We start from the raw sequence: 17,356 nt of genomic DNA, 5'->3' as shown, positions 1-17,356 counted from the left end.
GCTGCGACCCGAATCATTTTTCTACTCGCGGACCAGCACATGGGTTGCGGCGGTCGCGCCCACACCGCCCAGCGACTGTGCCATGGCGCGCGCGGCCCCCTGCACCTGGGTGGCCTCGGCCTCGCCACGCAGCTGGCGCACCAGCTCGACCACCTGGTAGACGCCGCTGGCACCGCCCACGTCGCCGCGCGCTTTGAAGCCGCCCGCTGTGGCCAGCGGCAGCGCGCCAGCCGGGGTGATCGCGCCCTCTTTGCCAAGCTGCACGCCAGCGCCGCGCTCGGCGAAGCCGTTGGCCTCCAGCGCCAGCGCCGCCGCGATGCCGTGCGGGTCGGTCAGCTCCAGCACTTGGATGTCGCCCGTGGAGAGCTGGGCGGCGCGCAGGGCCGCCTGCGAGCTGCGCGCCGCAGCGGCCAGCCACAGCGGGTCGGCGCGGTGCGCCACCGCCAGCGTGTCGGTGGCCACTGCCGAGCCAGCTAGCCGCACCTTGGGCAGGCCCAGCTCTTCGGCTAGCCCCGCGCCCACCAGGATGACCGCCGCGGCACCGTCGGCCACGGTCGAGCAGTCCAGCAGGCTCAGCGGGTCGGCCACCATCGCGCCGCCGCCCACCTTGTCGGGGTTGATCGGGAAGCGGTAGAGCGCGTTGGGATTCTTCACCGCGTTGGCGTGGGCGTTCACGGGGAAGGCCGCAAAATCGGCGGCGGTGTAGCCATACTGGTGCATGTAGCGCCGCATCAGCATGGCCCAGAGCGCGGTGGGCGTCGCACCGTGGATAGCCTCCCAGTCGACATCGGTGGAGATCGCGAGGCCAGCCTCTAGGCGGCCCTCCAGCACATCCGTCACCTTCTCGACGCCCACCACGGCCACCGCATCATACGCACCACTGGCTACCGCCAGGGCAGCCTGCCGCAGCGCCACGCCGCCCGACGCGCCATTCGCCTCGACGGTGAGCGCCTCGACGCCCGCCAGGCCAGCGCCCGCCGCGATCGACGGGCCAATATTGGCCTGCACATGCAGTGCGCCGCCAAACGCATTGGCCACATACAGCGCCCCGACACGCTCGGGGGCCAGGTCGCCCAGCGCCTGGCGCAGCGCCCGCACCGCAAGGGTCTGGGCGGTCAGCTCCCAGTGCTCGCCCACTGGTGTCTGCCCGACACCGGCAATATACACATTCTGCATCGTTTACTCCAGATTCTGTCGGCTGCTATAGCACCAGCTTGCCGCGCCACTTCGCGTAGAGGGCGTAGTCGATAAACTGCTCGCGGTCGAGGTAGGCGCTGGTTAGCGGGGCCAGCTCGCGCCGCGCCACGATGGCATCCGTCACGTGCAGCACAAAGGCATCCGACCCAGCGCCCGAGCCATACGAGGTGACGAAGATCGTGTCCCCTGGCTGGGCCACATCCAGCGTGGCGCTGAGGCCAAGCAGCGCCGATGCCGAATAGCTGTTGCCGATCCGCCCGGCCAGCAGGCCCGGCGCGAGCTGCTGGGGCGTGAAGCCGAGTTGCTTGGCGGCCACCTGCGGAAAGCGGGCGTTAGGCTGATGAAAGACCGCGTAGGTGTAGTCGGCGGGCTTGGTGCCAAGCTGCTCAAGCAGCGCGTTGGCCGCGCCGCGGATATGGCTGAAGTAGGCAGGCTCGGCGGTGAAGCGGTTGCCGTGCACCGGGTAGGGGCGCTCGGCGCGGCGGAAGAAGTCGGGCGTATCATCGACGTACGAGCAGGTCGCCTCGATCGTGGCCAGCGCCGACTCGGCGGGGCCGAGCACCAGGCCAGCGGCGGCGGCGGCGGCGGTGTACTCCAGCGCGTCGCCGGGGCGGCCCTGCGCGGTATCGGCCCCGATGGCCAGCGCGTAGGAGGCCATGCCGCTGCCCACCATGCCGATCGCAGCAGTCATCGCCTCGGTGCCCGCCTTGCACGCGAACTCGTAGTCCGCCGCGCTGATGAAGGGCGTGGTGCCCAGCGCCTCGGCCACCACCGTGCCGGATGGCTTCACAGCGTAGGGGTGGCTCTCGCTACCGATCCACACCGCTGCCAGCTGCTGCGCCCCGATGCCAGCGCGGGCCAGGGCGTTGCGCCCCGCCTCCACCGACATCGTGATCGTATCCTCGTCTGGCCCCGGCACGCTCTTCGAGTCCACCGGGACGCCGCCATTATTCGCCGTCCAGATGCGGGCGATCTCTTTCGCCGCAATGCGGTAGCGCGGGATATACGCGCCGTAGCCAATAACGCCCACTGCCAGGTTCGGCCTCATGCTCTGCTCCTTCAAATAGCAGCGTGGCGCTGGCGCGGGCCATGGTGCCCCGCGCCAGCGCCACGCGCAGTATCTCTATACGACCGAGCGGATCTCGGCCAGCAGCTCGGCGGCGCGGGCGGGCTTGATCAGCCGCTCGCCCACCATCCGCTGCGCGACCATGTCAACCTCGTCGCCAGCCGCGCCAGCCGCCATAGCAATCTGGCGAGCGTGCAGGCCCATGTGGCCCTTCTGGATGCCCTCGGTGGCCAGCGCACGCATGGCCGCTAGGTTGGACGCGAGGCCCACCGACACGCAGATCTCAGCCAGATCGCTAGCGTGCCGCACCTGCATCAGCTTGAGCGCGGCCTGCGCCGCCGGGTGCACCTTGGTCGCGCCGCCCACCACACCCACAGCCAGCGGCATCTCGATCTCGCCCACCAGATTACCATCCTCGTCGCGGCTCCACACCGAGAGCGAGGTGTAGCGCCCGCTGCGGGCGGCGTAGGCGTGCGCCCCAGCCTCGATCGCCCGCCAGTCGTTACCGCTGGCGATCAGCACTGGGTCGATGCCATTCATAATGCCCTTGTTGTGCGTGGTGGCGCGGTAGGGGTCCACCGCCGCGAAGGCGTAGGCCCACAGGATGCCCTCGATGATCTCCTCGCCGCTCAGGCCATCGCGGGCCAGCGCCGCAGGGGGAACCACCGCCCGCACCCGCGAGAGTCGCCGGTCGCTCAGGTTGGAGAGGATGCGCAGGTAGGGCCTGCCGCCGCTGATCTCGGCCAGCAGGGGGGCCACCGCCTCGGCCATGGAGTTGATCGCATTCGCGCCCATGGCGTCGCGGCAGTCAATCACCAGGTGCACCACCAGCATCGGCCCCATCGGGCTGTGCTCAAACAGGTGCACCTCGACCTCCTTCGCGCCGCCGCCCAGCGCCAGCAGGCTGGTGCTCTGGCGATTCGCGGCCTCAAGGATCTCGGCGCTGCGAGCCAGGATATGCTCGCGGGCTAGGGCCATGTCGGGCACCTGCACCAGCTGGATCTGGCCAATCATCAGCGGCAGGGTCGAGCTGGTCTGAAAGCCGCCGCCTGCGCGCACGAGCCGAGCCGCGTAGCTGGCCCCCGCCACGATCGACGGCTCCTCTACCACCATGGGGATGAGGCGGTCCTGGCCATTGATCTGAAAGTTCGTCGCAATACCTAGCGGGAGATTGAATGTACCAACGACATTCTCTATCATCTTATCCGCCCGCTCGACGGTAAGGGCACCATTGCCCCCATGGAGTGATCGCAGATCCTCATCAGTTAGTCCATCAAATGACTTCACTGCCTGCAACCGCTCAAAAGGGTTAAGCTGGTAGAAACCGCTTATCCGTGAATTGTGCGGGGTCATGAAGTGGCTGTCCTTTCGATACAACAGCGGGATAGACAATCAGCCTAGTACGGGAACAACGCGTATTCTCATCCTAGCATAGCCTAGGCTTCAAAGTATCTCGCAGTCCTGTCAAAAGCTCTCACATAGCTTCCAGAAGGGCAGAATCGCACATCGCCACCGCCGATCAAGCCCTCCCCTCTAGTACCTTGCGCCTAGCCCCAGCCCGCTTGCCAAGGCCGAGAATCCCAGCCGTGACGGGACCATTCACCCGTAACAAAAGCCGTCAAAAGCGAGTACTGTTACCCTTGTCAGGCACCACTCCCAGTGTGCCCAACCTACCTATCAGCCACAATAACACACTGGCACCATGCTATGAGAAAAATAGCCGCTATCGCAGCCATCGGCGCGATGCTGAGCATCGCTATGGGCGCGCAGCTCACCAGCGCCGCGCCGCCCCTCGCCGACCCCGAACCGCCCGCCCACGATGCGCTCACCCCGCCGCCAGCATCGGCCAGCAGCCGGGCCACCATCGCGGACGGCGCATCCGATCTCCCGCCCAGCGCCTTTCTGGCAGGCAGCATCGCCGTACGTCTGGTCTTTGTCGAGAGCGACGGCAGCAAAGAGCCATCCACCGAAAATTGGAGCGCCGAGCAGCGCGCCGGGGTCGAGCGCCAGGTGCGGGCCGCGCTCGACTGGTGGGAGGCGCGGGTGCCCAACGCGCACGCCAGCTTCACCCTGGTGAGCCAGGCCGCCGCCACCGGCTACGAGCCGATCAGCCACGGGCTGGCCGAGGAGCACCTGTGGGCCAGCGAGGCCCTCGACGCGCTTGGCTTCAGCGGCAGCGACCACTTCGAGCAGGCCTACGCCGCCGATAATGCCATCCGTAGCCAGCTGCACACCGATTGGGCGACGACGATCTTCGTCATTAATAGTGCAAACGATCCAGACGGGCGCTTTAGCGACAACTATTTTGCCTATGCCTATGTCGGCGGCCCCTTCATGGTGTTCACATCCGACGCAAGCAGCTATGGGTTCGAGCGGCTGCCAGTGGTTATCAGCCACGAGCTAGGGCATATCTTTGGCGCGCTCGACCAATATGAGTCGGCCAATGTGCCATGCGCTACCCGCGGAGGCTACCTGGGGGTTGCCAGCACCAACAGCCAGTATAATCAATGCGGCACCAGCGAGCCATCGATCATGCTCGACCCTGTGAAGGCCTACCCCATCGGCGCGATCGACAGCGCGGCACTCGGGCAGGTGGGATACCGCGACAGCGACGGCGACCATATCCCCGATCCGCTTGACACCCAGCCGACGCTCAGCGCCACCATCCTGCCGCCCACCGGGCCAGGGATGCGACCGGAGGTCACCGCCCACGCCGCCGACCAGCCCTTCCCTGCGATGCAGCAGCGCAGCCTCAGCATCAACACCATCAGCCGGATCGAGTACCGCACCAACGGCGGCGACTGGACCCCGCTGCCCCAGCCGGGTGGGGCCTTTGATAGCGCCGACGAAACAAGCGTCGTCGAGCTGCCGCTCTACGATGGTGTGCAGCAGATCGAGCTACGCGCGATCAACCGCCAGGGCATCGCATCGCCGATCATCAGCCAGGCCGTATCCATCCAGGGCATTGGCAGCGAGCCAGCCTACAGCATCGAAAGCTCCGCCTACCACAATACATCCGATATCTCGCTTGATCTTCAGGTCCAGCCAGGCACCCAGATCCGCTCAAGCAACACGCTTAGCTTTGGCGACAGCCCCTGGCAGGCAGCCGCCAGCAGCTACACGCATGCCCTCGGCAGCCACGCCGATGGGCAGCACACCATCTATATCGCCCTTCGCGACGCCCAGGGCTACGATCTACCAATCATCACACGCCAGGTGATGCTTGATCACACCGCCCCAGCAGGCAGCGCCACGCTGGCCCAAAACCAGCTGCAGATCCAGGCCGAAGACATGATCAGCGGCATCGACGCCGTGCAGTTTGGCCTTGCCGATGGCAGTGTGAGCGAATGGAAGGCATTTCAGACAACTTTTATCGTCAGATCACAGCCCACACCGAAGATGATCTGGCTGCGAGATCGTGCCGGAAATATTTCGGCACCCATACCAGTTAGCTCAGAACAAAGCCTTTTCCTCCCTCTTGTCATACAATAAGGACAAATAACTCACACCCAACAAAACCGCCGACCCCTAACGGGCGGCGGTTTTGTTGGGTATCCAACGCTTTTTTGTGCCGAATGAACGAAACTAAGATTTGACTTTTGCATACCTTTGTGCGAAAATAGCCACGTCTGAGACGAGAAGAAGCGAAAAAGTCGTTATCGACTGCGTGGGTTGTCCAGTCTGAACACCCCCGGAATGGCAGCGTTGCCCCGCCTTCTGGTCCCACTGAAGCCAGAAGCTATTGCTGCGTGTGGAACAAATGACCATAGCACGACCAATCTATCCCTTCAGCGCCATTGTGGGGCAGCAACGCCTCAAGCGAGCACTCATCCTCAACGCTATCAACCCGCGGGTCGGCGGCGTCCTCATCCGGGGTGAAAAGGGAACAGCAAAATCAACCACCGTCCGAAGCCTTGCGCGGCTCCTGCCACCGATTGATGTGGTGGTAGATGACCCGTACAACAGCTCGCCGACAAATATTACCCAGATGTCCGCCGAGGTGCGCGCGCGCTACGAGGCTGGCGAAGAGCTGCCGGTCGCCTGGCGGCCCACGCCGCTGGTCGATCTGCCTGTGGCCGCATCCGAGGACCGCGTGGTCGGCTCGCTCGACCTCGAGCATGCCATCAGCGAGGGCCTGCGGCGCTTCCAGCCCGGCCTGCTGGCCCAGGCGAACCGCGGCCTGCTCTATGTCGATGAGGTCAACCTCCTGGATGACCACCTCGTCGACGTGCTGCTCGACGCCGCCGCCATGGGCGTGAACACCGTCGAGCGCGAGGGCATCAGCATCACGCACCCGGCCCGCTTCATCCTGGTGGGCACCATGAACCCCGAGGAAGGCGAGCTGCGGCCACAGCTGCTCGACCGCTTCGGACTCGTGGTCGATATCAGCGGTATCACCGATATCATTGGCCGCGTCGAGGTGATCGAGCGCCGCATGGCCTTCGACAGCGACCCGGCGGCCTTCGGCGAGACCTGGCAGGCCGAAGAGCAGCAGCTGGCCGACAAGATCTTGTCGGCACAGGCCCTGGTGCCTGCGGTAAAGATAACCCACAGCGACATGGCCGCCGTCGCGGCGCTGGCACTGGAGCTTGGGGTCGATGGCCACCGCGCCGATCTCGCCATCCTCGAGACGGCGAAGACCCACGCCGCGTGGTCGGGGCGCACCACCATCTCGCGCGAAGATCTGCGCATCGCCGCCGAGCTAGCGCTGCCGCACCGCATGCGCCGCCAGCCCTTCACCGAGGTCAAGCTCGATGAAGAGCGGATGAACGCCGTGCTCGACCGAGCCGCCGAGGCAGTTGAAGCCCAGGCCGGTGCCTCTGCCGAGGGCGTAAAAAAAAAGGGGAACTAGGCCCAACTGACTCCAGCGAGGAGAGCAGCCAGGAGCCAAATGATGAGGGCGCTTCCGTCGCCAGCGGGCCTGCGGGGAAACCCCAGGATGGCGCACAGTCGGGGCAGAACCCCGGCGGCGGCGAGAAGAATGTCACGCCAGACAACCCATACCAGCCAAAGCGGCTGGAAAGTGATCGCGACCGGATGCTGCGCAAGGCCGCTGGAAAGCGGACCCGCACCCGCACCAACCGCAAATCGGGACGATACATCACCAGCCGCCGCGCCAACCCCGTGACCGATCTTGCGCTCGACGCAACCCTTCGCGAGGCGGCACCCTACCAGCGACAGCGCCGCGCCGAGGCCGATGGCCAGGATGCGGCAAAGCCCCGCAAGGTGCTCCTCCACCGCAGCGATATGCGGCAGAAGGTCAGGGTCCGCAAGACACGTAACGCAGTCTGCTTCGTGGTTGACGCAAGCTGGAGCATGGCCGCCGAGGAGCGGATGCGCGCCACCAAGGCGGCGGTGCTTGCCCTCCTTCGCGATGCCTACCAGCGGCGCGATCAGGTTGGCCTTGTCTCGTTCCAGCGCGACTACGCCACCCTCCTGCTGCCGCTCACCAACAGCGTCGAGCTTGCCCAGAAGCAGCTTCGCGATATGCCCACCGGCGGCAAGACGCCGCTCTCGCGCGGGATGATGCTCGGCTACGAGCTGCTGGCCCGGGCCAAGCGACAGGATGCCGAGGTGCTTCCGCTGATGGTGCTGCTGACCGATGGCCAGGCCAACGTGGCGATGGGCGACCTGCCGCCGCAGACCGAGGCATACGAGCTGGCCAAGTTCATCGCATCACAGGAAATCTACTCGGTTGTCATCGACACCGAGCACCCAGTCTTCGAGCGCGGGCTGGCTCGAAAACTTGCAGAATATCTCAAAGGCTCCTACTATCGGCTCGACGACCTCCGCGAGGGCGGCCTGGTCGAGCTGGTGAAGGCGGAGCTGCGACGCTAGCCCACACTATGCCCAGATCCGGGTGGATCTGAACATAGCGCACTATCAATGTGGTGATGTGTAGCCAACGCAAGCGGCTACTTCTCCATCATAATATCATTCATCATTCAGCAACCGCAGGGTTAAGTTGGACAAGCCACCAGGAGGGCTGTTGGTCATGACGAGTCAGGAGCGCCCCGTCGAGGAGCACAACGAGGTGGAGAAGCTGATTGACAGCAATATTGCTGTTGCCGATCAGGAACTACCAGCTCAGCAAACACAGGAGGAGCACGCCGACACGGCGGAGCAGGTCGCCACCTCCTCCTCCACAGACGACGTGGAGCGCGTAGAGTCCGCCACCGGGCAGCTCGAGGCGACCACGGGTGAGCAGGCCGAGCGCGCTGTCGGCGATGCCGCAGAGGAGCCAAGCGCAGCTGGCGAGGCCGAGGAGGCAAGCTTCACGCCTGTCGCCGAGGCCGAGGGCAGCAAGCCGCGCCGCGTGAAGGATCTTCAGGCCGGCATGGAGCTTGAGGGACGCGTCACCTCGATCGCGATGTATGGCATCTTCGTCGATATTGGCGTGGGCCGCGACGGCCTCGTCCACATCTCGGAGATGAGCAACACGCGCATCGACTCGCCGAGCGATCTGGTGCAGATCGGCGATACGGTGAAGGTGCGTGTCAAGAGCGTCGAGCCAGATGGTCGGCGGATCAGCCTGACTATGCGCTCGAGCGATAGCCAGGGCCGCCGCGGTCGCAAGAAGCCCGACCTGGACCGCGATCGCCTGGGTGGTATGCATGTGGGCGAGACCATCGAGGGCACCGTGACGGGCATCGCGCCGTTCGGCGTGTTCGTCGACATCGGCGTGGGCAAGGATGGCCTGGTCCATATCTCCGAGCTGTCGGAGGGCCGCGTCGAGAAGGCCGAGGATGCCGTGCAGGTGGGCCAGAGCTACACCTTCAAGATCCTTGAGGTGGATGCCGAGGGCACCCGCATCAGCCTGAGCCTGCGCCGCGCGCAACGGGCCCAGCGCCTGCAGGAGCTCGAGAAGGGCCAGATCCTTGAGGGCACGATCAGCGGCATCGCGCCGTTCGGTGCCTTTGTGGACATCGGCGTGGGCCGCGACGGCCTCGTCCACATCTCCGAGCTTTCGGACAACCGCGTGGGCAAGGTCGAGGATGTGGTCAAGGTTGGCGACAAGGTGCCAGTGCGCGTGCTCGAGATGGACCCCAACTCGAAGCGCATCAGCCTGAGCATGGTGCTTGAGGACAAGCCCCGCGAGGAGCAGCCCGCCACCGATCGCCCCGAGCAGCCCCGCGCCCGCCGCGAGTTCCCGAGCCTGCAGGATCGCCAGGAGCGCCAGGAGCGTGTCCGCCGCCGCGACCGCACCGATCAGCAGCCGATCGGTGCGACGAGCGAGGCGTATGTGAGCGGTGGCGACGAGGTCGAAGAGGCCGAGCCAGTCAACGCGACGCTTGAGGATCTGCTCTCCAAGTTCGGCGGCACCAGCCGCCGTGGCGACCGCCGCCGCCGCTTCGACGAGGAGGAGGAAGAGGTGGAGGACACCACCCGCAACTCCCGCCGCCAGCGCGACGCCATCCGCCGCACGCTCCAGCACATGGGCGACGACGAGTAAGATTCTCGAGGCCCGGTAGTGCCTGCCCCAGCACCCGCTGTGGGCAGGCGCTCGTGTGTCGTGGATTCCACCTGGCAGCTACAGCGGCACGCTGGCGGATCGGCACACCGGCGAGAAAACTCTTTACGCATATAAGCGGGCCTTATGGCGATACGCATAGGCTGCAAGCGCCACGCTTGGGCTTCGTGTGCATCTAATTTGACAGTGCCCGTCATTCCTGAGTATAATAGCCGAAGCTACTGTGTGGGAAAGCGAACATCGCGCTACTGCGGCCACGCAACCACATAGCCAAGGCTCTGTGAGATCGTGAGCCCTTTTGGGTTTGTAGAAAGCATCAAGGCAGAAAAACATGACGAAGCGAACATGGCAGCCGAAGCGAATTCCCCGCCGCCGTACCCACGGCTTCCTCGAGCGGATGAAGAGCCACGACGGGCGCAAGGTACTCAAGCGCCGTCGGCTGCAGGGCCGGTATAAGCTCACCGTGAGCGATGAGCGCCGCATCAACCGCCGCGGCCATCGCTAGGCGCGTATGCCCGGCAGGGACCTAGTCCCGCCGGGCATCACTTCTCTCACACTATGAAGCGCGCCTACCGCCTCCGCAAGCCAGCTCACTTCCAGCGCGCGCGCCGCGATGGCCGAAAATGGGATGACGCTCGCTTCACCCTACAGGCAGTTGCCAATCGTCGCCGCACAACGCGCTGCGGCTTTGTTGTAAGCAAAAAACTTGGCATCGCTGTCACCCGCAACCGCGTGAAACGCCGCATGCGCGAAGCTGTTCGGCTCATCTACCATCAGATAGCGCCAGGGTGGGATCTCGTCTTCATCCTACGGTCTCCCCTGCTCGCCGATATCGAGTTTCAGCAGCTTTCCTCTTCTATCGAACATGCGCTTGGGCGTGCCGGGGTCTTGCGCGATCCGCAACAGCTCAGCTAGGCAAGGTATCACATCTATGAATCCGTGGGGCACTTTTGTCGGTATCCTTGAGCAGATCATTCTCACCTTCCAGGCTTGGACGGGCAATGCCGGTATCGCGTTGATCATCTTCACGATCCTAGCCCGGCTGATCATCCTTCCGCTCACGATCACGTCACTGCTCTCATCGCGCAAAATGCAGGCGCTGCAGCCGCAGATGAAAGAGCTGCAGCGGAAGTATGGCAAGGATCCGCAGCGCCTCAATGAAGAAACGCTGAAGCTCTATCGCGAGAATAAGGTCAACCCTGCGGGCGGCTGCCTCCCGATGTTTCTGCAGCTGCCGATCTTCTTCGCGGTCTACCAGGCCGTGATCAACCTGGCGCAGACCCCGGCCTCCGAGGCGGGCGCGCGGGCCATGCTCACCAGCCTCAGCGCCGCAGGGGCGAACATCACCACGATGACCGCCAGCCTCGATGCCAACCACCTGAACACATCCTTCCTGTGGCTGCACGATCTTGGTCGCCCCGACCCGCTCTTCATTCTGCCGGTGCTCTCGGTGCTGCTCCAGCTGATTGTCCAGCTGATGTCGACCCCGCGCATCCAAGACCCACAGCAGAAGGCTATGATGCAGTCGATGCTGATCATGCCTATCGTTTTCGGCTACATCGGCTTCACCTTCCCAAGCGGCGCGGTGCTCTACTGGGTGGTCGGCAGCATCATCTCGATCATCCAGACCTACGTTATCTCAGGGTGGGGCTCGCTGGCCAACTACCTGAAGTTCCTGCCCACCACGGGCGGCCTGCTGCCACCTGTGGCGGTCACCACCCACATCGACGAGCCAGCCAACGTGGCGGCGATCCAGGCGATCGACCCCGACGATCTGCCCAAGCGCAGCTTCTGGGATGTGCTCGCGCCGCTGGCCGAGCAGCCGATCGCGGCGACCGCCGCAGCTACACCCGAGGCGCCTCTCTCCGATGAGGGGACCGATACCACAAATGCTGATATTCGCCGTCGCGTCGGCCAGCAACCCAACCCACGCCGACGTAACGCCCGACGCTAGCCAGAGGAATATATGAAGAGTATTGAGATCAGCGCACGCACTGTCGCCGAAGCGATCCAATTGGCGCTGGCCCAGCTCGGCAAGGACCGTGACGAGGTAGCTATCGAGGTTCTTGAGGCGGGCAGCGAAGAGGAGGAGGCGCTGGTTCGCGTCACCGCTATCGATGATGAGGAGGAGGAAGAGGCGCGCCCCGCCCCGCCCGCCCCTGCCGATAGCGGCGATGTCGACCAGATTGCCCGCCATACCCTCGAGGCGCTGTTCGAGCGGATGGATATCGAAGCCTACGTCACCGCAGTGCGCAGCACCGTGCCCGGACAGAAGGGCGAGCCAGAGGAGACCATCACCCTGCACGTCGAGGGGGCCGACGAGGAGGCCATGGGCCTGCTGATCGGGCGGCGCGGCGAGACCCTGCGCTCGCTGCAGTTCATGGTCAACCTGCTGGTCAGCCGCCGCGTGCAGAAGTGGCCCCAGATCGTGGTGGATGTGGGCAACTACCGCCAGCGCCGCCAAGAGTCGCTGGAGGGCCTGGCCCGCCGCATGGCCGAGCGCGTGCGCCAGAGCGGTCGCCCAATGACCCTTGAGCCAATGGGCGCATACGAGCGACGGATCGTCCACCTCGCGCTGCGCGCTGATCAGTCCGTCTATACCCAGAGCGCTGGCGAGGGCGAGAACCGCAAGGTTGTGATCTACCCTGCCAAGCAGCAATAGCGCTTTCGCGCGACGAAAGGAAACGGGGAGACGGCCACACTCGGCTGATCGCCCCGTTTTTATTTGCTTATGTCACCTGAATACCTTCTGCTCGGGCACCTTACCCGCGATCTGCTCCCCGATGGCTCCACCGCCCCAGGTGGAACCTCGCTCTACGCGGCGCTCACCGCCCACCGCCTGGGCAAGGCCGTGGGGGTGGTCTCGGCAGCGGCCCCGCTGCCCGCCGCGTGGCCCAGCAGCATCCCTGTAGCCCACACCGCATCGCCCACCGCGCCCACCTTCGAGAACCGCTACACGGGCGGCAGCCGCAGCCAGGTGCTGCACGCCGAGGCCCAGGCCATCCAGCCGCACGATGTGCCCACCGCCTGGCAGGATGCGCCGATCATCCACTTGGCCCCGGTGCTGGCCGAGGTGCCCGAGCCGCTGGCGCTCAGCTTCCCTAGCGCCTTCCTCGGCGTCACCCCGCAGGGCTGGATGCGCACCTGGCAGCAGCCGCTGCCATCGGCTATCCGCTACGTGCCCTGGAGTCCCTCGGCCACGCTCCTGCGCCGCATCAACGCCCTAGTGCTGAGCATCGAGGATGTGCAGGGCGACGAGCAGCAGGTAGCCGACTACGCCGCCGAGTGCCCGATCGTGGCGCTCACGCACGGCGCGCAAGGTGCCACGCTGTTCCTAGAGGGCCAGCCGGTGCACATTGCCGCCTTCCCCGCCGAGGAGCGCGACCCCACCGGCGCGGGCGATGTGTTTGCGGCCACGCTGTTCTGCGCGCTCCAGGCTGGCAGGCCACCAATCCAGGCCGCCCACGAGGCGGCGCGGATCGCGGCGGCCAGCGTCGAGGCTATCGGCGCAAGCGGGCTGCTCAGCCTGTCCATCTAGCAGCGCCGCGCAAAAAACCAAGAAGGCCGCCCGAGTATATCGGGCGGCCTTCTTGGTTGGTAGGGTCATCTGGCTAGCTGCGGTCGCTGCTGTTGCGCCGCCCGCCCGGCGTCAGCCGTGGGCCCCGGCCCAGCGGGTTGGCCGTGTGTTCGATCGAGTTGCCCCGATCGGCCGAGAGGCCAACGCTGGGCTGCTGGGGCATATCGTTCGTGCCGCTGCCCATCCGCCCAACCTCGGCGGCACGCAGCTCCTGGGCCTGGGCCAGCAGCTCGGGCGCATCCACATAGTAGAACTCAAGCGCCTTCGCGTGCTCATCCACGCCAGTGTACGACACCAGCACTCGGCTGCCCTCGGGCACGCCGCCCGAGGCCATCAGATCGGCCAGAGGGGCCTCGATCTGCTTGAGCAGCTGCTGGCGCAGCGGGCGCGCACCAAATCGCGGCTCGAAGCCCTTGTGCAGCACGTACTCTTTGGCCGCCGGGGTCAGCTCGATCTGCACGCCGTGGCGGGCATACTGCTCGTTGGCCTCGTCGATCATGCGGTCGAACACGGCGCGCAGCGTGTCGCTTGAGAGCGGGCGGAAGGCAATGATCTCATCGAGCCGGTTGATCCACTCGGGCTGGAAGACCTTCTGCAGCGCCTCGAAGCCGATCTGGTAGATCTGCTGGCCGGTGGCCTCCACATCCTTGTTCGCTGTGCGGAAGCCGATCGTGCGCCGATCCAGGAAGTCAACCATCTCTTTCGCGCCAACGTTGGTGGTGAGGATGACGATGCTGTTCTGGAACGACACCCGCCGCCCGCCGTTCAGCAGCAGGATCTCGCCGTCTTCCATGATCTGCAGCAGCAGGTTCCACAGCTCGGGCTGGCCCTTCTCGATCTCGTCGAAGAGCACCACGCTGTTTTCCTGCTCGATCAGATCGGGGTTGAGCAGCGGCTTCTGATCGCGCCCAACGTATGAGGGCGGGGCACCGACGAGCGCCGATACCTCGTGGCCCTGGCTGAACAGCGAGCAGTCGACCTTCAGGAAGGCCTCGCCATCGGGGCGCAGCAGCTGGGCCAGCCGCCGCGCGGTCTCGGTCTTGCCAACGCCAGTGGGGCCAAGGAACAGCAGCGTTGCCCGCGGGCGGCGCGCATTCCCGGCAGAGAAGCCAAAGCGGGCGCGATTCAGCACACGCACAAGCGCCTCGATCGCGCGATCTTGCCCAAAAATCGCGTTGTGAAGCTTGCGCTCAACCTCATCGAGGGGATTTGCGGTCCCGCGTACCGCCAGTGACATACCGCTCGGAATTGGATCCATGGTTTCCTCGCTACCATTGTCCTGCGAATACAGCCTGTCTGCAATGGCGGCGGAGATGCTGTCCCATGTTTGAAAACACGAGGACGAGAATGACAATGGCCGTTCGCAACACGCTGGCGTTCATCGGCAAACGCCTAACATAACATTTAGAAAGACGCTTCTATTATAGCCACCGGCTTTTTCTGACGTCAAGCCCAGATGGTATCGGAACGCAAACAGGATCGTGACGATTCCCTGTTCAGATAACTTTAACGGACAAATAATATCGATTTAACATACGCCCCCTACAATCGGCGCTCAGCAGAGTGCAGTATGGCTGCGCTTCCTCTAGAGCATAGCGAAGCGATTATGGCAATGATCCTCGTGGTGGAGGATGATCAGATCCTTCAAGAGACCATCCAGTACAACCTTGAGCAGGCCGGATACCAGGTGCTAGTCGCCGCCGATGGTATCCAGGGGCTTGATCTGGCACGACGCCATAAGCCGGATCTCATCCTGCTGGATATTATGCTTCCCGGCCTCGATGGCTTCTCGGTCTGCCGCATCCTCACCCAGGAGGCCACCATCCCGATCATCATCGTCACCGCGCTACACGACGAGGCGCACATCATCGCAGGGCTGGAGCTGGGGGCCAACGACTATATCACCAAGCCGTTCAGCCTGGGCGAGCTGCTGGCCCGCGTGCGCGCGCTGCTGCGCTGGAGTGCACGCGCCGCCCAGCCCAGCATGCCCGATCTGCTACAGGTGGGGCCGGTGCGGCTCGACCGCGAGAGCCGCCGCGTGTGGTATGACGATCGCGAGATCTCGCTCTCGTACAAGGAATTCGACCTGCTGGCTTGCCTGATGCACCATGTGGGGGTGGCGCTCTCGCGCGATATCCTGCTGGAGAAGGTGTGGGGCGAGCGCTTTGTGGGGTCGCACCGCACAGTGGATGTGCACATCCGCTGGTTGCGCGAGAAGATCGAGAAAGACCCATCGACGCCCGCGCTCATCCACACCGTGCGAGGCATCGGCTACCGCTTCGAGGAGAGCGCCCCTGCGGTTCGCCCGCTGGAGGCCGCATAACAACAGAGGGGGCCTTGCGGCCCCCTCTGTCTCGATAGGCGCGGCACTACTCGTAGCGGCGCGCCTTCATCATGCGGTCGATGTCGCGCTTGGCCTCGCGGTTGGCGATATCCTCACGCTTGTCGTAGAGCTTCTTGCCCTTGGCGACCCCCAGCTCAAGCTTGGCGCGGCGCCCTTTGAAGTAGATGCGCAGCGGCACCAGCGTGTAGCCCTGCCGATCGACCAGCCCGGCGATCCGGCTGATCTCGCGGCGGTGCAGCAGCAGCTTGCGCGCCCTGGTCGGCTCGTGGTTGAAGTAAATGCCCGACTGCTCGTAGGGCGAGATATGCACATCGTACATGATGATCTCACCATTTTGCACGCGGGCATAGCCGCCGCGCATGTTGATGCGGCCATCACGCACGGACTTAATCTCGCTGCCGGTGAGGGCCAGCCCAGCCTCGTAGCTCTCCTCGATGAAGTAGTCGTGCCGTGCCTTACGGTTATCGGCAACAACCGCGTCGCTCTGCTTCCCAGCCATATATCTCCTCGCTCGCCCCTGCCAGGCGCAGCAGCGCGCCCGGCAGCAGGTACTTCGCACAAAAAAAGCAGCGCCAGATCGTGTGAGCGTGATCGATCTTTCTAGCGGCTTGGAGATATTATAGCCGACAGGGCGGTAAAATCCACCCTCTCAAGCACGATCTCGCCTAGCTATCGCGGGCCGCGTTGATCGCGTCGCGCAGGCGCAGCGCCTCGGCGCGGGCGGCGGGCACGGCGTCGTCGCCCGCCGAAGCGTAGAGGATGCTGCGCGAGGCATTGATGATAATGCCCTCGCCCTGGGCATCCACCGCGGCGGCGACGGCGGCCTGCAGATCGCCGCCCTGCGCGCCAATGCCAGGGAGCAGCAGCAGCATGGTGGGGCACAGCTCGCGCACGGCGCGCAGCTGGCCGGGGTGGGTGGCCCCCACCACCAGCCCGACGTTGGCGTTGCCGTTCCAGTCGTCGCGGGCGCGGCGGGCCACCTCCATATACAGCGGCTGGCCGCTAGCCAGCGGCAGATCTTGCAGGTCGGCGCTGCCGGGGTTGGATGTCTTGCAGAGCAGAATGCAGCCGCGATCGGCGTAGGCCAGGAACGGGGCCAGCGCGTCGCCGCCCAGGTAGGGGTTGAGCGTAACCGCGTGTGCGCCGAGCTGCTCGAAGGCGGCGCGGGCGTAGGCCTCGGACGTCGAGCCGATGTCGCCGCGCTTGGCATCCAGGATGACCGGCACATGCTTGGGGACATGCTGGATCACGCGGTGCAGCGTCTCCATACCGCCGGGGCCGAGCGCCTCGAAAAAAGCGATGTTAGGTTTGTAGACACACACCAGATCAGCGGTGGCGTCGATCATGGCGGCGCAGAAGGCGAAGACGGGGTCGGGCTGGGTGGCAAACTGGCGGGGCAGGCGGGCCACATCGGGATCTAGGCCAAGGCAGAGCAGGCTCTGGCTGCGGCGGGATGCCGACTCAAGCAGTGTCTGAAAGCTCACGGGAGACTCCTTTCAGGCTGGAGATGGTACGGGGAAAGCGGCGGTTTGTCAACCGCCAGATCGGCACATCATGCGATCACGCACGGCTGATGAACCGCGTGCCCTGAGTACTTTAGTACCAGAGATCTCGATATACTGGCCTAAGATGGCGTCAAAAAGGGTTGACTTTAACTACTTCCTAATGTTATAGTTTATTGCGAACAAGCGGGGTGCCAAG

The 17,356-nt window shown here is 64.8% G+C and carries 14 protein-coding genes and 1 pseudogene; 9 read left to right on the top strand and 6 right to left on the bottom strand.

What is annotated here, in order from left to right:
- Positions 1–21: 21 nt before the first annotated feature.
- The 3 genes from F8S13_19020 to F8S13_19010 all read right to left on the bottom strand — a co-directional run bounded on the left by F8S13_19020 (position 22) and on the right by F8S13_19010 (position 3,616).
- Positions 22–1,176: an acetyl-CoA acetyltransferase gene (locus F8S13_19020; protein KAB8141497.1), complete on the bottom strand. Its 1,155-nt coding sequence runs from the start codon at positions 1,174–1,176 to the stop codon at positions 22–24.
- 25 nt (positions 1,177–1,201) lie between these two features.
- A complete protein-coding gene (locus F8S13_19015; GenBank protein KAB8141496.1) occupies positions 1,202–2,245 on the bottom strand; it encodes a hydroxymethylglutaryl-CoA synthase in 1,044 nt (347 codons plus the stop codon).
- A 75-nt stretch (positions 2,246–2,320) separates the two neighbouring features.
- Positions 2,321–3,616 carry a hydroxymethylglutaryl-CoA reductase, degradative gene (locus F8S13_19010; GenBank protein KAB8141495.1) on the bottom strand — a complete coding sequence of 432 codons (1,296 nt, stop codon included), beginning with the start codon at positions 3,614–3,616 and terminating at the stop codon, positions 2,321–2,323.
- A 354-nt stretch (positions 3,617–3,970) separates the two neighbouring features.
- On the opposite strand from F8S13_19010, the gene F8S13_19005 reads away from it, so the two are divergent.
- The 8 genes and pseudogenes from F8S13_19005 (at position 3,971) to F8S13_18970 (ending at position 13,272) form a co-directional block, all read left to right on the top strand.
- Entirely contained in the window at positions 3,971–5,755 is a 1,785-nt protein-coding gene (locus F8S13_19005) for a hypothetical protein (protein KAB8141494.1), read from the top strand.
- Positions 5,756–6,023: 268 nt separating this feature from the next.
- Positions 6,024–8,101, top strand: a pseudogene (locus F8S13_19000) (magnesium chelatase subunit D family protein).
- A gap of 157 nt (positions 8,102–8,258) precedes the next feature.
- Positions 8,259–9,716 (top strand): 30S ribosomal protein S1, encoded by a 1,458-nt coding sequence (locus F8S13_18995; GenBank protein ID KAB8141493.1) that lies wholly within the window; start codon positions 8,259–8,261, stop codon positions 9,714–9,716.
- Positions 9,717–10,065: 349 nt separating this feature from the next.
- Complete coding sequence (locus F8S13_18990) at positions 10,066–10,239, top strand: 50S ribosomal protein L34 (GenBank protein KAB8141492.1); 174 nt, start codon at positions 10,066–10,068, stop codon at positions 10,237–10,239.
- A 53-nt stretch (positions 10,240–10,292) separates the two neighbouring features.
- Entirely contained in the window at positions 10,293–10,649 is a 357-nt protein-coding gene (gene rnpA, locus F8S13_18985; protein KAB8141491.1) for a ribonuclease P protein component, read from the top strand.
- A gap of 16 nt (positions 10,650–10,665) precedes the next feature.
- Positions 10,666–11,688: a membrane protein insertase YidC gene (locus F8S13_18980; GenBank protein ID KAB8141490.1), complete on the top strand. Its 1,023-nt coding sequence runs from the start codon at positions 10,666–10,668 to the stop codon at positions 11,686–11,688.
- A 12-nt stretch (positions 11,689–11,700) separates the two neighbouring features.
- Positions 11,701–12,396, top strand: a complete 696-nt coding sequence (locus F8S13_18975; GenBank protein ID KAB8141489.1) for a KH domain-containing protein — start codon at positions 11,701–11,703, stop codon at positions 12,394–12,396.
- Between the two features lie 69 nt (positions 12,397–12,465).
- The gene (locus F8S13_18970; protein KAB8141488.1) at positions 12,466–13,272 is read left to right on the top strand and encodes a ribokinase; all 807 of its coding nucleotides are present in this window, start codon (positions 12,466–12,468) and stop codon (positions 13,270–13,272) included.
- Positions 13,273–13,345: 73 nt separating this feature from the next.
- Here F8S13_18970 and F8S13_18965 read toward each other — a convergent pair whose 3' ends face one another.
- Positions 13,346–14,548: an ATP-dependent Clp protease ATP-binding subunit gene (locus F8S13_18965; protein KAB8141561.1), complete on the bottom strand. Its 1,203-nt coding sequence runs from the start codon at positions 14,546–14,548 to the stop codon at positions 13,346–13,348.
- A 369-nt stretch (positions 14,549–14,917) separates the two neighbouring features.
- Here F8S13_18965 and F8S13_18960 point away from each other — a divergent pair, with 369 nt between their 5' ends.
- Positions 14,918–15,634 carry a response regulator transcription factor gene (locus F8S13_18960; GenBank protein KAB8141487.1) on the top strand — a complete coding sequence of 239 codons (717 nt, stop codon included), beginning with the start codon at positions 14,918–14,920 and terminating at the stop codon, positions 15,632–15,634.
- A gap of 46 nt (positions 15,635–15,680) precedes the next feature.
- On the opposite strand, the gene smpB is transcribed toward F8S13_18960, so the two are convergent.
- The gene (gene smpB / locus F8S13_18955; protein KAB8141486.1) at positions 15,681–16,154 is read right to left on the bottom strand and encodes an SsrA-binding protein SmpB; all 474 of its coding nucleotides are present in this window, start codon (positions 16,152–16,154) and stop codon (positions 15,681–15,683) included.
- A gap of 166 nt (positions 16,155–16,320) precedes the next feature.
- A complete protein-coding gene (pyrF, locus tag F8S13_18950; protein KAB8141485.1) occupies positions 16,321–17,139 on the bottom strand; it encodes an orotidine-5'-phosphate decarboxylase in 819 nt (272 codons plus the stop codon).
- Positions 17,140–17,356: the final 217 nt, after the last annotated feature.

It is taken from the genome of Chloroflexia bacterium SDU3-3 (assembly GCA_009268125.1).
Classification (GTDB): domain Bacteria; phylum Chloroflexota; class Chloroflexia; order Chloroflexales; family Roseiflexaceae; genus SDU3-3.
This window is presented reverse-complemented; position numbering and strand designations above follow the sequence as displayed.